The organism is Mesorhizobium sp. CO1-1-7, from assembly GCF_020164885.1.
Lineage (GTDB): Bacteria > Pseudomonadota > Alphaproteobacteria > Rhizobiales > Rhizobiaceae > Mesorhizobium > Mesorhizobium australicum.
This window is the reverse complement of the sequence record NZ_JAIUHA010000003.1, coordinates 418,004-433,358: the sequence shown is the minus strand read 5'-3', so window position 1 is coordinate 433,358 and position 15,355 is coordinate 418,004. Positions and strand designations below refer to the sequence as shown.

The following is a 15,355-nucleotide window of genomic DNA, read 5'->3' as shown; positions in this document are numbered from 1 at the left end:
CATGGTCGACGACAACGAACTCAGAAAGCTGCGCAATGCAGCGGTACCGGCGCCGGGCGAGAGCGCGAAGGCACGCGCCTTCGAAGCTGCCCTGCGCGCCTATGATCAGGAAAATATTTCCGCCGTCACCCAAGGATCGGTTGGCGGCCTTCGTCTCACGGAGCGAGCACAAAAGCTCTGGAGCGAGATCATGCAAAAGAAACTCATTGCCACGCCGGCCCTTGCCGGGCTCGTCGCCCTGCCGATCGCTGGGTACGCCACCTTCCATTTGCTGAGGGAACAGCCGTCGCCGTTCGGCGGCGACGAGAAGATCACCGAGACGCTGGCCGACAAGCCGGCGACGCAGAAGCCAACCGTCGCCGAGCCGAAACAGGCTCCCACGGCGCTGGAGAAGGACAAGAAGGCAGACTTGGATGTGGAAAGCCGCGACGCCAGCAATGCTCTTGCGCCGGCCGCACCACCGAACTCCGAATCGGGTGCCGCCGGTGGCGCAGCACAACCGAGCGCGCCGGTGAGCCCCACTGTATCGTCGAGGTTTGACCTAAAGACCTACAGCGGCAAGAAGGTGGAGTATGGGACTTTGCCAACCTCCAGGCCGGCCCCCGCACCCAGTGGTGAGGTTTCACGGGAGAGTGCCGGCCTCATGCCAAACGCGCCTAATGCCGCGCGGGCCAATCGCGTCCAGCGAGCCGAGCCCAAGCTTATGGCCCCGCAGCAGCCGGCGGCCATCCCGGCCGACCAGATCGCGCCGCAGGAGGAAAACCGCGATCGCGTCCAGGATTTCAAGACCAATCCCGTGCATGCGGCACTGCAAGACCCGGTCTCGACCTTCTCGATCGATGTCGACACCGCGTCCTATTCCTTCGTGCGCGGCTCGCTGAAGCAGGGCTACCTGCCGCAAGCCGACGCGGTCCGCGTCGAGGAGATGATCAATTACTTCCCTTATGACTGGAAGGGGCCGGAATCGGCCTCAACGCCGTTCAACTCGACCGTCAGCGTCATGCCGACGCCGTGGAACGCGCACACCAAGCTGATGCACGTCGCCATCAAGGGTTTCGACATCAAGCCGACCGAGCAGCCGAAGGCCAATCTGGTCTTCCTGATCGACGTGTCGGGCTCGATGGACGAACCGGACAAGCTGCCGCTGCTCAAGTCGGCGTTCCGGCTGCTGGTCAGCAAGCTGAAGGCCGACGACACCATCTCGATCGTCACCTATGCGGGCGATGCCGGCACCGTGCTGATGCCGACAAAGGTTGCCGAGAAGGACAAGATCCTCAATGCCATCGACAATCTGCAGCCCGGTGGCTCGACGGCAGGCGAGGCCGGCATCAAGGAAGCCTACAAGCTTGCCCAGCAGTCCTTCATCAAGGATGGCGTCAACCGAGTGATGCTTGCCACTGACGGCGACTTCAATGTCGGCCAGACCGATGATGACGACCTGAAGCGGCTGATCGAGAGCGAACGCAAGACCGGCGTGTTCCTGTCGGTGTTCGGCTTCGGCCGCGGCAATCTGAACGATGAAATGATGCAGACCATTGCCCAGAACGGCAACGGCACCGCCGCCTATATCGACACGCTGGCCGAGGCCGAGAAGGTGCTGGTCGAAGATGCCTCCTCGACGCTGTTCACCATCGCCAAGGACGTCAAGATCCAGGTCGAGTTCAACCCGGACAAGGTGTCGGAATACCGGCTGATTGGCTACGAGACCCGGGCGCTCAACCGCGAGGATTTCAACAATGACCGCGTCGATGCCGGCGATATCGGCTCGGGCCGTTCGGTCACCGCGATCTACGAGGTCACGCCCAAAGGCGGTGGCGGCGAGCAGATCGATCCGCTGCGCTACGGCCAGGCGACAGTCAACAATGGTGGCGTCGCCAATGCGGACGAATATGCCTTCGTCAAGATCCGCTACAAGCTGCCCAACGAGGACGTCTCGAAGCTGATCACCTCGCCGGTGACCTCGGCCAACGAGATCGGGTCCTTCGATCAGGCGAGTACCGACCAGCGTTTCTCCGTCGCCGTCGCGGCCTTCGGCCAGAAGCTGCGCGACGAGGATGCGACCGCGAAGTTCGGTTACGACAAGATCATGGAGATTGCCACTGCCGCCCGAGGAGCCGACCCGTTTGGGTACAGGTCCGAGTTCCTTTCGCTTGTGCGCCTTGCCTCGGCGCTGGGCGGCAACCGGTAGTGGCGATGACAGCCGGTTTCTTTCAGATGATGGGATCGTTCTGATAACCGGCCGACGGGCGCTGAGGCAGGCCGGCGAGGGATCTTTGCCCTTGCCGGCCTTTTTTCGGATCTGTCGATATTCAGGTGAGACCGGCCTGCAAACAGTGGCTCCTGCGCTTCCGGCGCTCACGTACTTAAGTACGCTCCGCTCCGGTTCTCGGAAGTCACTGTTTTCGGCTCGGCCTGACCTGAATCTCAACCGATCCAGGAGCAACGCGCAGGATCGTTAAATTGCTCGGCATTTCCGGTACCGGATCGCAATTTCCTCTCGCTACACCGGTCATGTCTAAGGCTTGAGGGAGCCGGAATTGAAAATCACAACCATCGCAAACCCGACTCCGCCGGCACGGGACGCTTCGGCGGGTTTATCAGCCCCGTCAGCCGAATCCAGACGCATCAGCGACGATGTCGCGCAGGCGCGCCACACCGCCATGTCGGCGCTGACCAATGACCGTTTCCGCGCCATGCTGGAGCAGATTTCCGATCCGAGCGCATCCAGTGCGCTGGCAACAATGCGCGGCGACAACGTGGTCGATTTCCAGTCGGCGCAGTCAAGCTACGCCGACAACAGCGAATAACCGCAAAAAGAAATCGCCTCAGGCGCGGCTGCGCCGCCGCTCGCGGCGCGCTTCGCTGGTCTCGGTGGTGTTTGCCGTCGCCACCTTGTTGCGCATCGGGCCAATGCGCTCGACGATTTTTTCGACGGTCGGGCGATCCGCCCTGGTGTGGGCGTCGAGCGCCTTGCGCATCGCGGCCAGATGCTGGAACGAGGTGCCGCAGCAGCCACCGATGATCTTGGCTCCGCCATCCACGGCGAGCCGGACATAATCGGCCATCAGTTCCGGCGTGCCGGAATAGTGGATCTCGGTGCCACGGAATTCGGGAATGCCGCAATTGCCTTTGACGATGACAGTCGCCTCCGGCTTGGCCTCGGTCATGTCGAGCAGCGAGGCCAGGATGTCGGAAGCGCCGACGCCGCAATTGGCGCCAACCCCGAGCGGCGCTTGCGACAGGCCGTCGGCGACGCCGTGGATGTCTTTCGGCAGCAGGCCCATCATGGTGCGGCCGGCGGTGTCGAACGAGCCGGTATAGGTGTAGGGCAGGCCGACGCGGATGGCGGCTTCGGCCGCCGCGCGGATCTCGTCGGGAGCCGACATCGTCTCGATCCAGGCGACTTCGGCGCCACCTTCCTTGAGACCCTCGATCTGCTCGGCAAAGGCGTCGACCGCTTCGTCATAGGTCATGGCGCCAAGCGGCACCAGCAATTCCCCTGTCGGACCGACCGAGCCGGCGACGATCACCTTGCGGCCGGCCTTGTCGGCGACAGCGCGGGCGATCTCGGCCGCGCGCTTGTTCAGCGCATGCACGCGGTCCTGCGCATGGTGCAGTTTCAGCCGGTGGCGGGTGCCGCCGAACGAGTTGGTCAGGATGATGTCGGCGCCGGCGTCGACGAAATTCTGGTGCAGGCTGGTGATGGTGTCGGGCGCGGTTTCGTTCAGCAGTTCCGGCGCCTCGCCGGCCTCCAGACCCATGGCGAACAAATTGGTGCCCGTGGCGCCATCGGCCAGCAGCACACCCTTTTCAGCCAGCAGCGCATCGATCGGATTGCTCGTCGTCATCGGATTGGCTTTCGTGTCCTGGAATTCGAACCGTGTCTTGGAATTCGAACATGTCTGGGAATTCGAATAAGGATATAAAGAAGTCTTTATGTCCAGTCAATGAAAATGCGGTGCTGAGCGCTCAGGCAGAGCCTGATGCGAACGACATGCCGGCCAGGTTGCGCGCGAAGGCGGCCGCTTCGTGCGGATTGATGTCGGCGGCGCGGATCAGATTGTCGAAATGTTGGGTCAGGGCCTGGACCGGCTGGGTGGCGTTCAGCACCACATACATGTCGCCGACATAGATCGCCGCGCGATAGGGGCCGAATATGGTCAGCGGGATCGAATAGCGCATGCGGCCATCATAAAGGAACAGGCGGAAGGTCGGGTAGAGGTCGTCGAGCAGCGTCGCCATATGGGCAAGCTGCTGCTGGCGGTCGGCCGCCGGGAAACGGTCCCACACACCGAGGCCGCGGGCGAAGATCTCCAGCGTGTGGCGCGGCATGCAGACTTCCATGTCGGTTTCCGGCCGCCGGTTGTACTCGATGCGGTATTGCGTTTCGCTGGCCTGCGCCAGTCGGCTCCTGTTGGTGATGTTGGCTTCGTAGTCGACGAGCGCGTGGGTGCGCAGGAGATCGGGAATGCCAGCCGGCACATAGCGGATCTTCGTGCCCGCCGCTTCCGCGAACCATTTGGCGAGCAGCGTGCGGTCGAAACCGTCGGGCGCTTCCTCGATCTCCAGGCTCTCGCGGATTTCGCCGGTCACGCCCTCGTCCTGGCTAAGACCAAGCAGCCAGTCTAGCGACACTTTGAATTCGGCGGCGATGTTGAGCAAGGTTTCGGCGCGCGGCAGGCGGGTCGAGGCACCTGACATCAGTTGCGACAGCGCCGACCTGTCGATGCCGACTGCTGACGCGAAAGCCGATTGGTTGAGGTCGGAGCGTGTCAGGAGGAGCTTCAGACGCTCCCGGAAGATTGCCGACAGGTCGCGCTTGTCCATCATCTCACTCCTTGCATCGGGAGGAAAATTTTTCGCCGAAGCGGCCGAAGAAGCGCTTCAGGCGTAAACGAATCCCTAAGACTGTTTACAATGTATAACATATGCAGCCAAGAATGCGCAGACGCAACATTTTGTGCGCTTTGTCGCGTTGAGTGGAATCATATCTCCTGACACAATGCTGTCAGGAGCCGGTTGGGGTTCCGGCGACTGAGGACAGTGGTCGATAGCATGACTGGCAAGAGCATCCGTCGAAGCAGCAGATCGGCCATCGAATGGCCGACCGTGGTTCTCGCTTTCTTCTGCTACGGCACATGGTTGGCCGCCGGCTTCTTCCTCTGGCCGTCATATCCCATAGCTGCACTGATCGTCATGGCCGTCACGCTGGCTTTGCAATCCTCTATCATGCACGAGGTGCTGCATGGTCACCCGACCCGCAACGGCCTCGTCAATGAAGCTTTCGTCTTCCTGCCGATCGGCCTTGCCTGGCCGTTCCGCCGTTTCAAGACCATTCACCTGCGCCACCACGCGGACGAGCGGCTGACCGATCCGCTCGACGATCCCGAGAGCTATTACCAGGCGCTCTGGATGCACGAAGAAATGCCGCCGCTGATGAAATTCGTGCTGAAGGTCAACAACACCATGGCCGGTCGCCTCGTCCTGGGGCCATGGCTGTCCTGCATCGGCTTCTTCATCGATGACGCCAAGCACGTGATTGCCGGAGACAAGGCGATCCGCAAGGCCTGGCTGCTGCATGCGATAGGCCTTGCCGTGGTGCTGCCGGTCGTGCAGTTCGGCTTCGGCATGCCGGTTTGGCTCTATGTGCTGGTGCCGGTCTGGCTCGGCCAGTCGCTGATCTCGATCCGCACCTATGCCGAGCACCAGTGGTCGGAGCATCCGGAAGGCCGCACGGTGATTGTCGAGCGCTCACCGCTGTCGTTCCTGTTCCTCAACAACAATCTGCACTTCGTCCATCACAAGAGCCCGACCATCGCCTGGTACCGGCTGCCGAAGCTGTTTCGTGACCGGCGTGAGGAATGGCTGCGGATGAACAATGGCTATGCCTATCCGAACTATTTCGCGCTGCTCAGATCCTATGCTTTCAAGGCCAAGGAGCCGATCGTGCATCCGGTTCTGCGGCGCGCGCCCGAGCCGGGCAGGGCGTTCAAGCCGCGCGTCAGGGCGCGCAGCATCAGTGGGCTTGGCAGCGCGCCGGTTCCCGCCGAACCGCCCAAGGAATAGTATCCGCGTGTAGAGTGGATAACGTGTCGGCCAATTCTGATTGGGCGCCGCGTTTTTGCGATCCTTTGTCCCGGCATGGTGGTTTGATATCGGCATGAGCGAATTGATTGCGGCGTTGCCAATGTATGACTGGCCGGAGGCGCGCGACGAGGTCGACGCGCAATGGGCGTCGTTGCGCGATTCATTCCGGCGAAGGGGCATCGATGCGCCGCAATCCATCGTGCGCCGCAATGGCGACCTGCCGCCGGTGCCGGGCGGCATTCGGGACGGTGAAGGTAAACTCGTCGCGCCCGATCCGGTGACGCTGCCGCCGGACGAACTCGATTTCCACAAGCTCTGGATGCATCCGGCGCTGCTGTTCGCGCAGACCTGCTGGGGGCCGATGGAACTCGGTCTGTCCCGGCATGTGCAGGTGGTCGGTCAGCCAAGCTATGACGCTTATGAAGGCGGGCAGGGCGAACTTTATTCGAGCGCGCTGGTGATGCGGTCGGGCGAGGGGCCGGAGGTTCGGTCGCCCACCGATGGCAAGGCCTTGCTGCCGCTCGATCTCATCCGGGGCAGGCGCTTCACCTTCAACAGCCTCGATTCCATGTCGGGCATCATCGCGCTGACGCGCGACCTGAAAGCGGCCGGCGAAAAGCTGGACATATTTTCATCGCACAGCGAAAGCGGCGGCCATCGCGACTCGATCGTGACGGTCGCCGAAGGCAAAGCGGACGTCGCCGCGATCGATTGCGAAAGCTGGGCGCTGGCACGGCGTTTCGAGCCGGCGGCGCGCAAGATCGTGATCGTCGGCTGGACGGCGCGACGCAAAGGCTTGCCCTACATCACCGCCAGGACGACGCCGGAAAAGACCGTGCGCGCGATGCGCGAAGCGCTTGCCGGGCTAGCCGAGCAGCCTCGAATCCAACGGGTAGGTTGAAAGCTTTTCGTTGCCGGTGTCGGTGATCAGGATCTGTTCCTCGATCTTGACACCCTCACGCCCGCCAAGCCGGCCGATATAGCTCTCCACACACAGCACCATGCCCGGTTCCAGCACGCCGTCGGGTGTGTCGGATGTCCAGTCGCTGGCATGCGGCAAGGTCGGATATTCGTCGGCCAGTCCGACGCCGTGGTAGAGTACGCCGTAGCGGGTTGGGAAGCAGTCTCCAGGCGGTACAGCCGAGCGTTCGACCAGTTCGTGAAACGAGACGCCGGGCTGCATCAAAGCGGTGTTGTACTCGATCTGGTCGGCGGCGATGCGGAACAGGTCGCGCTGTTCGTTGGTCGGCTTTGTATCGCCACAGAGCCAGGTGCGCGAGAGATCGGCGCAGAAGCCGTAAGGGCCGATCAGATCGGTATCGAAGGCGACGAGATCGCCGGCCTCCATGATCCGCGACGAGCATTCCTGGAACCACGGATTGGTGCGCGGTCCCGACGTCAGCAGCCGCGTCTCGATCCATTCGCCGCCGCGCGCGATGTTGCCGCGATGGAGTTGCGCCCACAATTCGTTTTCGGAGATACCAGGCTTGAGCGCCTGTTCCATCTCGCCCATCGCCGCCTCGCAAGCGACGATGGCGCGGCGCATGGCAAGGATTTCATCCGGCGATTTGATCAGCCGCGCGTTTTCCATCACCGCCTCGCCATTGCCGATGGAAATGCCGAGGCGGTGGAGTTCTTCAACGCCTTCCGGATTGATGTGATCGACGGCGATGCGGTTGTGGCCGCCGCCATGCTCCCTGATCAAATCGGTGATACCGGCGGCCCAACGGCGGACTTTCTGCTCGGTCAGCTCGCCGCCATAGAGATACATCCACGACACGGCCGGCCGCACTTCGTCGACGATGCCGGAATGGTCGGACAGGTGCTCGCAGGAAAAGTAGTCGAACAGCACCACCGGCCCGTCGGTGGCGACGAAGCAATGCCGCGTCGGATTGTGCGCGACCCAGAGCTGCATGTTGGTCGAGTCGGTCGCATAGCGGATGTTGACGGGATCATAGAGCAAGGCGCCGGCGTAGCCGCGGCGCTTCAGCTCGGCGCGGATGCGCTCGAGCCGGTATTTTCGCATTGTCGGCAGGTCGGGCGCGCTAACACCCGCCGCCGCCCATTCCGCTTCGGCTTGCGCGCCATAGCCCAGCACATGCTGGTTGAGCGAAGCCGCCTTCTCGCGGGAGGCGTCGCGCAGCGCCTCGATCGAGCCTGATACAAACGGCATGATCTTGCGGTGTCGGCCGAAGCTTCCCTTTGGCGCCCCGCTGTCCATCCCGTCCTCAGGTCCGCATCTTCTCGCCGCTTGGGTCGAAGGGTGCCTCGACATTGATGCGGGCCGGACGCCGAGACCCAAGAATCTCGATCTCGAACAGCCCCGCGCTTTCATCCTCGGCAAGGGCGGCCGGCACATAGCCTTGCGCCATCGACTTTTGCACGTAGTGCGCATAGCCGCCCGATGTCACCCAGCCGACCACGCGCCAGTCGCCGTCGACGATGCCGCGCACGGCCGACGCGCCTTCGGCGGCCTTCGAGCCACGTATTTCCTTGCCTGACGTGTCGAAGCGCGGCGCGCCGTAGCCATGCGGCTTTTCAACCGTGCCGTAATCCTTGTCGACCTTGGCCCAGATCGGCTCGTCGCCCATCACGTCGGCATCGGCGGCGTCGACGATGAAGGAGACGCGACGCAGCTTCGGCCCTTGCGCCTGTTCCTTGGCGGCGGCTTCACGGCCGATGAAGTCGTTCTTCTCGAGCTTGATGAAGCGGTCCATGGAGCCTTCGAACGGCCCGTAGATCGGCCGCAACTCGCGGAACCAGGTCGGGAAATTCTTTTCCAGGCGCATCGACAGCAAGGCGCGCATGCCGAAATCGACGATCCCGAATTCCTCGCCAGCGTCCTTGATCGCCTTGTAGACAAGGCGCTCATAGGCTGGCGCCATCCAGATCTCGTAGCCGAGGTCACCGGTATAGGTAATGCGGTTGACCAGGCAGGGCGCGCCGCCGACCGCCATTTCGCGGAAATCCATGAAGCGGAACGCCTTGGTCGAGATGTCGACATCGACCAGCTTCTGCAGGAGGTCGCGCGATTTCGGGCCGGCGATCGACAGGCCGACCAGTGTCTGGTCGAAACGGTGGATGCGCACCGAACCATCCTTGGGCAGGTGCTTTTCGAACCAGCGCATGTGGTATTTCTGCGCTGCCGACGAGCCCCAGATCATGAAGCGGTCTTCACCGGCCTTGGCGATGGTAAAGTCGCCGATCAGCTTGCCGAACTCGTTGATCATCGGTGTCAGCACGATGCGGCCGGTCTTCGGCATGCGGTTGGTCATCAGCCGGTTGAGGAACTCTTCCGCGCCCGGCCCCGACACTTCGTATTTGGCGAAGTTGGCGATCTCGGTGACGCCGACGCGCTCGCGCGTGGCGCGCACTTCCTCACCGATCGGTCCAAAGTCGTTGGAGCGGTGGAAGGAGACGACGTCTTTCGGCTCGCTGCCCTTAGGCGCGAACCAGAGCGGGGTTTCGAGACCCCAAGAGTCGCCCATCACGGCATTGTTGGCGAGCATGGTGTCGTAGAGCGGCGTCGTCTGCGCCGGGCGGGCAGCCGGCAGTTCCTCGTTGGGGAAGCGGATCGAGAAGCGGCGCGAATAGTTTTCGCGCACCTTGGCGTTGGTGTAGCGCAGCCCAGCCCATTCGCCGAAGCGGGCGACATCCATGCCCCAGACGTCGAAGCCCGGATCGCCATGCACCATCCAGTTGGACAACGCCAGGCCGACGCCGCCGCCCTGGCTGAAGCCGGCCATGACGGCGCAGGCGCACCAGAAATTGGTCAGGCCCTGCACCGGGCCGACCAGCGGATTGCCGTCGAGCGCGAAGGTGAAGGGGCCGTTGATGATCTGCTTGATGCCGGCCTTTTCGATGCCGGGGAAATGCTTGAAGCCGATTTCCAGCGACGGCGCGATGCGGTCGAGATCGGGCGGCAGCAGTTCATGGCCGAAGTCCCACGGCGTGTTGACCGGCGACCACGGCTTGCAGGCCTTTTCATAGGTGCCGAGCAGGATGCCGTTGCGCTCCTGGCGGGTGTAGATCTCGCCCTTGAAGTCGAGCACACCGATCATTTCGCGGCCGGTCGACTTGTTGAACTCCTCGACCTCCGGCATCGGCTCGGTCAAGAGATACATGTGCTCCATGGCCAGCACCGGCAGCTCGACGCCGACCATGCGGCCGATCTCGCGCGCCCACAGGCCGCCGCAGTTGACGACATGTTCGGCGTGAACCGTGCCTTGTTCGGTGACGACGTTCCAGGTGCCGTCCGGCTGCTGTGTCAGGTCGACGACGCGGTTGCGCAGCACGATTTCGGCGCCGAGTTTTTTGGCCGCCTTGGAATAGGCAATGGTGGTGCCGGAGGGGTCGAGATGGCCTTCGACCGGATCCCACATGGCGCCGACGAAATTGGTCTCGTCCATCAGCGGGAACATCGCCTTGGCCTCGGACGGCGTGATCAGTTCGGTGTCCATGCCGAGATAGCGGCCTTTGGCGTGGGCAAGGCGCAGGAAGTCCATACGCTCGGGCGTATCGGCCAACATCACGCCGCCGGTCAGGTGCAGCGAGCAGGACTGGCCCGAAATCTCCTCGATCTCCTTGTAAAGCTGGACCGTATAGGCCTGCAGCTTGGCGACGTTCGGATCGCCGTTCAGCGTGTGGAAGCCGCCGGCCGCATGCCAGGACGAGCCGGAGGTGAGCTCCGAGCGCTCGATCAGCATGATGTCAGTCCAGCCGGCCTTGGCCAGGTGGTAGAGCACCGAGCAGCCGACGACGCCGCCGCCAATGACAACCGCTTTTGCATGGGATTTCATGAGGATACGTCCGTTTTTGAAGAGATTGAATCGGAGGAATGGGACACGAAGACAAAGCGGAGGTCGGATACAGCGATGTTTTCGATCAGCTTGCCGTCAAGCGCGGCAAGGATGGTTTCACAGACGGAAGTGCGATGTTTCACGACGTCATGGCTCCAAAGGCGCAGGATCGAATAGCCCTGAGCGCGCATGAAGTCGTCGCGGCGGCGGTCATAGGGACTGTCCGCATGCTGGTGTCCGTCGACTTCGACAACAAGCCATTTTTCGCGGCAGGCGAAGTCAGCGTAGTAGGGTTCGATAGAGAACTGTCGCGTGAACTTGTAGCCGCCAAGCTTGCGGGCTTTTAGTTCGAGCCAAAGCAGTGCTTCCGCTTGATTGTCGCCTTGCCTGAGTTTTCTGGCTCTTTGGGTTGTGCCTGTTTTTCGGCGACTGCGCGTTTGAGGAGCGCCTTCCCCCACTCCGTCGCTGCTTCGCAGCGCCACCTCTCCCCCCTCCGGAGGGAGAGGAAGGGAGCCAACTGGGCTAGGCTCGCGCTTTTCCTCTCCCCCGTCGATCGGGGGAGAGGTGTCGAGCGAAGCTCGACGGAGTGGGGGTCGACTATTCATCGAATCCATACGAATGATCGGCTCATCAAAACGAACACTGCCGCTCAAAAATCGGTCGGCGCGCCGCCTTCGGCTGTGCGCTTCGCAACAAAGGCGTTGAGCTCCTCACGGATGGCGGGATCCATGTAAGGTTCGTCATAGGACGCCAGCCGCTCCTTCCACACCTTGTTGGCCTTTTCCATTGCCGTTGGCGAGCCGGCTTCCGCCCAGGTCTCGAAATTGCGCCAGTCCGAAAGGATGGGCGAATAAAACGCGGTCTTGTAGCGGTCCTGCGTGTGCTGGGTGCCGAAGAAGTGGCCGCCGGGGCCGACCGACTGGATGGCGTCGAAGCCGAGCGCTTCATCGGAAAGGTCAAGCGGGGTCAGGAATTCGGCCACCATCTGCAACAGGTCGATATCCAGAATGGTCTTTTCGTAGGAGCAGCGCAGGCCGCCTTCCAGCCAGCCGGCCGCATGCATCATCAGGTTGCCGCCGCCCTGGACGGCGCCCCACAGCGAGAACACGCTTTCATAGGCTGCCTGCGCATCGACGGTGTTGGCGGCGCAGGTGTTGGAGGTGCGGTAGGGGATGTTGTAGCGGCGGGCCAGCTGGCCCCCGACGAGCTGTGCCTTCATGTATTCGGGCGTGCCGAAGGCCGGCGAACCGGACTTCATGTCGACGTTAGAGGTGAAGCCGCCATAGCCGACCGGCGCGCCCTTCCTGACCATCTGGGCGAAGGCAATGCCGGACAGCGCCTCGGCATTCTGCTGCACCAGCGCGCCGGCGATGGTGACGGGCGCCATGGCGCCCGAGAGGGTGAAGGGCGTGACGATGACGACCTGGCCCTTGCTCGACATCTGGATGATGCCTTCCATCATCGGCACGTCGAGCTTGAGCGGCGAATTGGTGTTGATGATGGTGAAGACGGACGGTTCCGCGAGCAATTGCTCATGGCTGATGCCGCGCGCGATGCGGGTGATCTCGATGCCGTCGACATTGCGCTCCTTGCCGAGCGAATAGATGTGGAACACCTTGTCGGTCAGCGTGGCGAGGTCGCGGATGCATTCGAGATGGCGCACCGACGGGTGGATGTCAGTCGGCTCGACCGGATAGCCGCCCGTGCAATTCAGGATGTTGTGCATCTGCGCCAGCCGCAGGAAATTGCGATAATCCTGCTGGTTGCCGGGCCGGCGGCCACGATCGATGTCGGAGCAATTGGGCGCCGAGGCCATCATCGAGATGATCAGATTGTCACCGCCAAAGCGCACATTGTGCTCGGGGTTGCGGGCATGGATGGTGAATTCGGACGGGCAGTTCGACACCAGCTCCAGGATCATGTCGCTGTCGAAGCGCACGCGCTCCGAGCCCTCGCGTACGTCGGCGCCGTGAGCCTTCATGATGCTGCGGGCTTCGTCGTGCAGGACGTCTACGCCAATCTCGCGCAACACCCGCAAGGAGGCGAGGTGGATCGATTCCAGCTCGTCCTCGGACACCAGCTTGGTCGGCGTCAGCGGATTTTTCAGTTGGCGGAAAGCCGGCTGCTCGAACGCGGCCGAGCCACCGGCGCGCTTGCCGGCGCGACCGCCGCGGCGGGCACGGTCGGGCGCCAATGCCGGTTCTGAGGGTTGTAGGGCGGCGGTCATGATGGTCCTCGTAGGATGCGATAACGGGCGGCATAATGGACCGGCGCCCCTCCGGCCATTGCGGAGGCGGCGACCACTAGAGCGAGGGAAGCGACATGCCGGAACGGCAGCCAGGTGGCCGCGACTCCGCCCTGGCCACGCCGGCGCGCCGGCAGGCGTCTGAGTGAGGCCGTCGGATGGTGCAGATTTAAAGAGGCGTTACAGTACCGTCTTTTACTTCTGACATACTTGCGCGTTGAACTGTTTTTGGAGGGACGCCATGCCTGACGTCGTCAAAGTGCGTGCCGCGACAAACAACGAAGTCGCGTTCCTTTCCTGGGATCTTGACGGGATGATCCCAGGCTGCCTCGGTTTCGAGATCGTGCGCCTCTATCCCGATACAGGCGAGGAGCGTTGCCTTGCGTCCTGGGTGCCCTTCAAGGGTCAGCGCAATCCCCGATGGATTCCTCAGGATACCGGTGTCTGGCCGGTGCAGAAGACATTCTGGCGCGATCTGACTGTCAGGCGCCGCCGCGACAGCATAGGCGTCAGGCCGGACGGCGAAATGATCGCCTACCGCGTGCGTCCCGTTGGCGACATGAAGGCGGGCCTCGATCCCGTGCCGGTGCGCCCCGATCAGGTCGTCGACGGCAAACCCGCCTATACCGGACCGGCGCGGCCCCTTGGCTATCTTGGGCAGGGCGCGGTCAGTCCGCCAATCTTCCTGGGCCAAATGTTCGGCAAGGCACGCGTTGCCTTCACCAACGGCGTGCTTTCGACGCAATGGATGTCGCATGCGCTGGCGGAAGCCGGCATCAAGGTCGGCCAGCGCGACAAGATCAGGGCGGTGCTGCAAGACCCGACCAGCAAGATCCGCGCCTATCTGCATGGCGACGTGCCTGACGTGCTGACCAGCCTGTTGAAACGGGCCAAGGCCGAAGGCGGTACGGTCAGGCTTGCGCTCTATGAGCTCGGCGACGACGAATTGTGCGACGCCATCATCGCGGCCAGGGATGTAGTCGAAGTCATCCTCTCCAATTCGGGCAGGGATGACCAGACCAAGGCCTGGGATGCCGGCAACGCACCCTACAGGAAGCGTTTGCACGATGCGGGCGTCGTGGTGACGGACCGCCTGTTCAACAACAACCATATCGGCCACAACAAGTTCGCCGTCTACCGCGACATCCAGGGCAACCCGCAAGCGGTCATGACCGGCAGTACCAACTGGACGTCGACCGGCATATGCGGCCAGTCCAACAACGCTTTTGTCCGCGACGATCCGGCGATGGCGGAGGTGTTCGACGGCTATTGGGAACGCATGAAAGCCGATGGGTTTCCGCCACCGGCTTCGGAAAGTGCTGCCGGCCACGTCGCGCAGACGCAGGGCGTGCCGTTCCGCAAGGAGAACCACATGCCAAACCCGCTCAACGGCGCCTCGGCGGTGTTGGACGGCATGACGGTGTGGTTTTCGCCCAACGACCCGAACCGCAACAAGAAGGACATTTCGGTACGTCCGGTCGACCTCCAGGACGTCTTTGCCCGCATCAAAGCGGCGAAGCGGGCCGTACTGTTCCTGGTGTTCAACCCTTCGCTGCTCGGCGAAAATTCGATCGTAGACCAAGCGGTTGCGGCGGCGAAAGCCGATCCGAACCTCATCGTGCAGGGCGCGATCAGCGACGAAACGGCCATGCCCAACTATGTCGCTCCCACCAAGGATCCGGTCACCCACAAGTCGAACAAGGACGGCAAGTCGCCCTTTGTTTATCCGGAGAAGGTCTGGGAGGCCCCGAATGTCTCCATTGTACGGGCGGCGAACCTGACCGGGGCCACGATCGCGACGGATTTCCAGGCCGAAGTGCTCACCGTCGGCCACGCGATCGTGCACGACAAGATTGTTATCATCGATCCGATGGAGGACAACGCCACCGTCATTACCGGCAGCCATAACCTCGGTTACAAGGCGTCCTACGAAAACGACGAGAATTTGGTCATCGTGGAAGGCGACAAGACCTTTGCCGCGGCCTATGCCGTGCACATGCTCGACGTCTTCGACCACTACAAGTTCCGGGCCTGGCGCAGGACGATCGGCAAGGGGCCTTCCGACGCTGACGGGATTGCCATCGACGACAAGTGGCTGAAGCCCTATGCGGACGGCAAGAAAGGCGCAATCGCCCGCTACTTCCCGTAGCCGTCGCGTTCTGCATCCAAGTTCATTCGGGACCGATTGGCGTCGGCCGGTCGGTCGATTTCCTTGGTGCAAGCG

Annotated in this window: 11 protein-coding genes; 5 read left to right on the top strand and 6 right to left on the bottom strand. The window is 62.6% G+C overall.

Annotation, left to right across the window (positions count from 1 at the left end; genetic code table 11):
- Position 1 precedes the first annotated feature (1 nt).
- Positions 2-2,188: a vWA domain-containing protein gene (locus LB516_RS08690; protein WP_224719339.1), complete on the top strand. Its 2,187-nt coding sequence runs from the start codon at positions 2-4 to the stop codon at positions 2,186-2,188.
- Between the two features lie 349 nt (positions 2,189-2,537).
- The gene (locus LB516_RS08685) at positions 2,538-2,807 is read left to right on the top strand and encodes a hypothetical protein (RefSeq protein ID WP_224523140.1); all 270 of its coding nucleotides are present in this window, start codon (positions 2,538-2,540) and stop codon (positions 2,805-2,807) included.
- 18 nt (positions 2,808-2,825) lie between these two features.
- Here LB516_RS08685 and bmt read toward each other — a convergent pair whose 3' ends face one another.
- On the bottom strand, positions 2,826-3,848 hold the full coding sequence (gene bmt, locus LB516_RS08680) for a betaine--homocysteine S-methyltransferase (RefSeq protein ID WP_224643638.1): 1,023 nt from the start codon (positions 3,846-3,848) through the stop codon (positions 2,826-2,828).
- Between the two features lie 121 nt (positions 3,849-3,969).
- The gene (locus LB516_RS08675; protein ID WP_140661059.1) at positions 3,970-4,827 is read right to left on the bottom strand and encodes a helix-turn-helix domain-containing protein; all 858 of its coding nucleotides are present in this window, start codon (positions 4,825-4,827) and stop codon (positions 3,970-3,972) included.
- Between the two features lie 228 nt (positions 4,828-5,055).
- Between LB516_RS08675 and LB516_RS08670 the strand changes: the two genes are divergently transcribed.
- On the top strand, positions 5,056-6,066 hold the full coding sequence (locus tag LB516_RS08670; RefSeq protein WP_181166283.1) for a fatty acid desaturase: 1,011 nt from the start codon (positions 5,056-5,058) through the stop codon (positions 6,064-6,066).
- Positions 6,067-6,160: 94 nt separating this feature from the next.
- Positions 6,161-6,988 (top strand): phosphate/phosphite/phosphonate ABC transporter substrate-binding protein, encoded by an 828-nt coding sequence (locus LB516_RS08665; protein WP_224719338.1) that lies wholly within the window; start codon positions 6,161-6,163, stop codon positions 6,986-6,988.
- On the opposite strand, the gene LB516_RS08660 is transcribed toward LB516_RS08665, so the two are convergent.
- The 4 genes from LB516_RS08660 to LB516_RS08645 form a co-directional block, all read right to left on the bottom strand.
- Complete coding sequence (locus LB516_RS08660; RefSeq protein ID WP_224719337.1) at positions 6,953-8,308, bottom strand: M24 family metallopeptidase; 1,356 nt, start codon at positions 8,306-8,308, stop codon at positions 6,953-6,955. The genes LB516_RS08665 and LB516_RS08660 overlap by 36 nt on opposite strands.
- Before the next feature lie 7 nt (positions 8,309-8,315).
- Positions 8,316-10,886 carry an FAD-dependent oxidoreductase gene (locus LB516_RS08655; RefSeq protein WP_224719336.1) on the bottom strand — a complete coding sequence of 857 codons (2,571 nt, stop codon included), beginning with the start codon at positions 10,884-10,886 and terminating at the stop codon, positions 8,316-8,318.
- Complete coding sequence (locus LB516_RS08650; RefSeq protein WP_140723883.1) at positions 10,883-11,368, bottom strand: endonuclease domain-containing protein; 486 nt, start codon at positions 11,366-11,368, stop codon at positions 10,883-10,885. Before LB516_RS08650 ends, LB516_RS08655 begins: the two co-directional genes overlap by 4 nt.
- Positions 11,369-11,535: 167 nt before the next feature.
- Positions 11,536-13,113, bottom strand: a complete 1,578-nt coding sequence (locus tag LB516_RS08645) for a trimethylamine methyltransferase family protein (protein ID WP_015317444.1) — start codon at positions 13,111-13,113, stop codon at positions 11,536-11,538.
- A gap of 259 nt (positions 13,114-13,372) precedes the next feature.
- Here LB516_RS08645 and LB516_RS08640 point away from each other — a divergent pair, with 259 nt between their 5' ends.
- Positions 13,373-15,280 carry a phospholipase D-like domain-containing protein gene (locus tag LB516_RS08640; protein WP_224719335.1) on the top strand — a complete coding sequence of 636 codons (1,908 nt, stop codon included), beginning with the start codon at positions 13,373-13,375 and terminating at the stop codon, positions 15,278-15,280.
- The last annotated feature ends 75 nt before the right edge of the window (positions 15,281-15,355 follow it).

Bases quoted from the DNA above. Each gene is read 5' to 3' on its own strand.
- LB516_RS08655 (WP_224719336.1), bottom strand. From the start codon at position 10,886: ATGAAATCCCATGCAAAAGCGGTTGTCATTGGCGGCGGCGTCGTCGGC.
- LB516_RS08665 (WP_224719338.1), top strand. From the start codon at position 6,161: ATGAGCGAATTGATTGCGGCGTTGCCAATGTATGACTGGCCGGAGGCG.
- LB516_RS08675 (WP_140661059.1), bottom strand. From the start codon at position 4,827: ATGGACAAGCGCGACCTGTCGGCAATCTTCCGGGAGCGTCTGAAGCTC.
- LB516_RS08690 (WP_224719339.1), top strand. From the start codon at position 2: ATGGTCGACGACAACGAACTCAGAAAGCTGCGCAATGCAGCGGTACCG.
- bmt (WP_224643638.1), bottom strand. From the start codon at position 3,848: ATGACGACGAGCAATCCGATCGATGCGCTGCTGGCTGAAAAGGGTGTG.
- LB516_RS08670 (WP_181166283.1), top strand. From the start codon at position 5,056: ATGACTGGCAAGAGCATCCGTCGAAGCAGCAGATCGGCCATCGAATGG.
- LB516_RS08660 (WP_224719337.1), bottom strand. From the start codon at position 8,308: ATGGACAGCGGGGCGCCAAAGGGAAGCTTCGGCCGACACCGCAAGATC.
- LB516_RS08640 (WP_224719335.1), top strand. From the start codon at position 13,373: ATGCCTGACGTCGTCAAAGTGCGTGCCGCGACAAACAACGAAGTCGCG.
- LB516_RS08645 (WP_015317444.1), bottom strand. From the start codon at position 13,113: ATGACCGCCGCCCTACAACCCTCAGAACCGGCATTGGCGCCCGACCGT.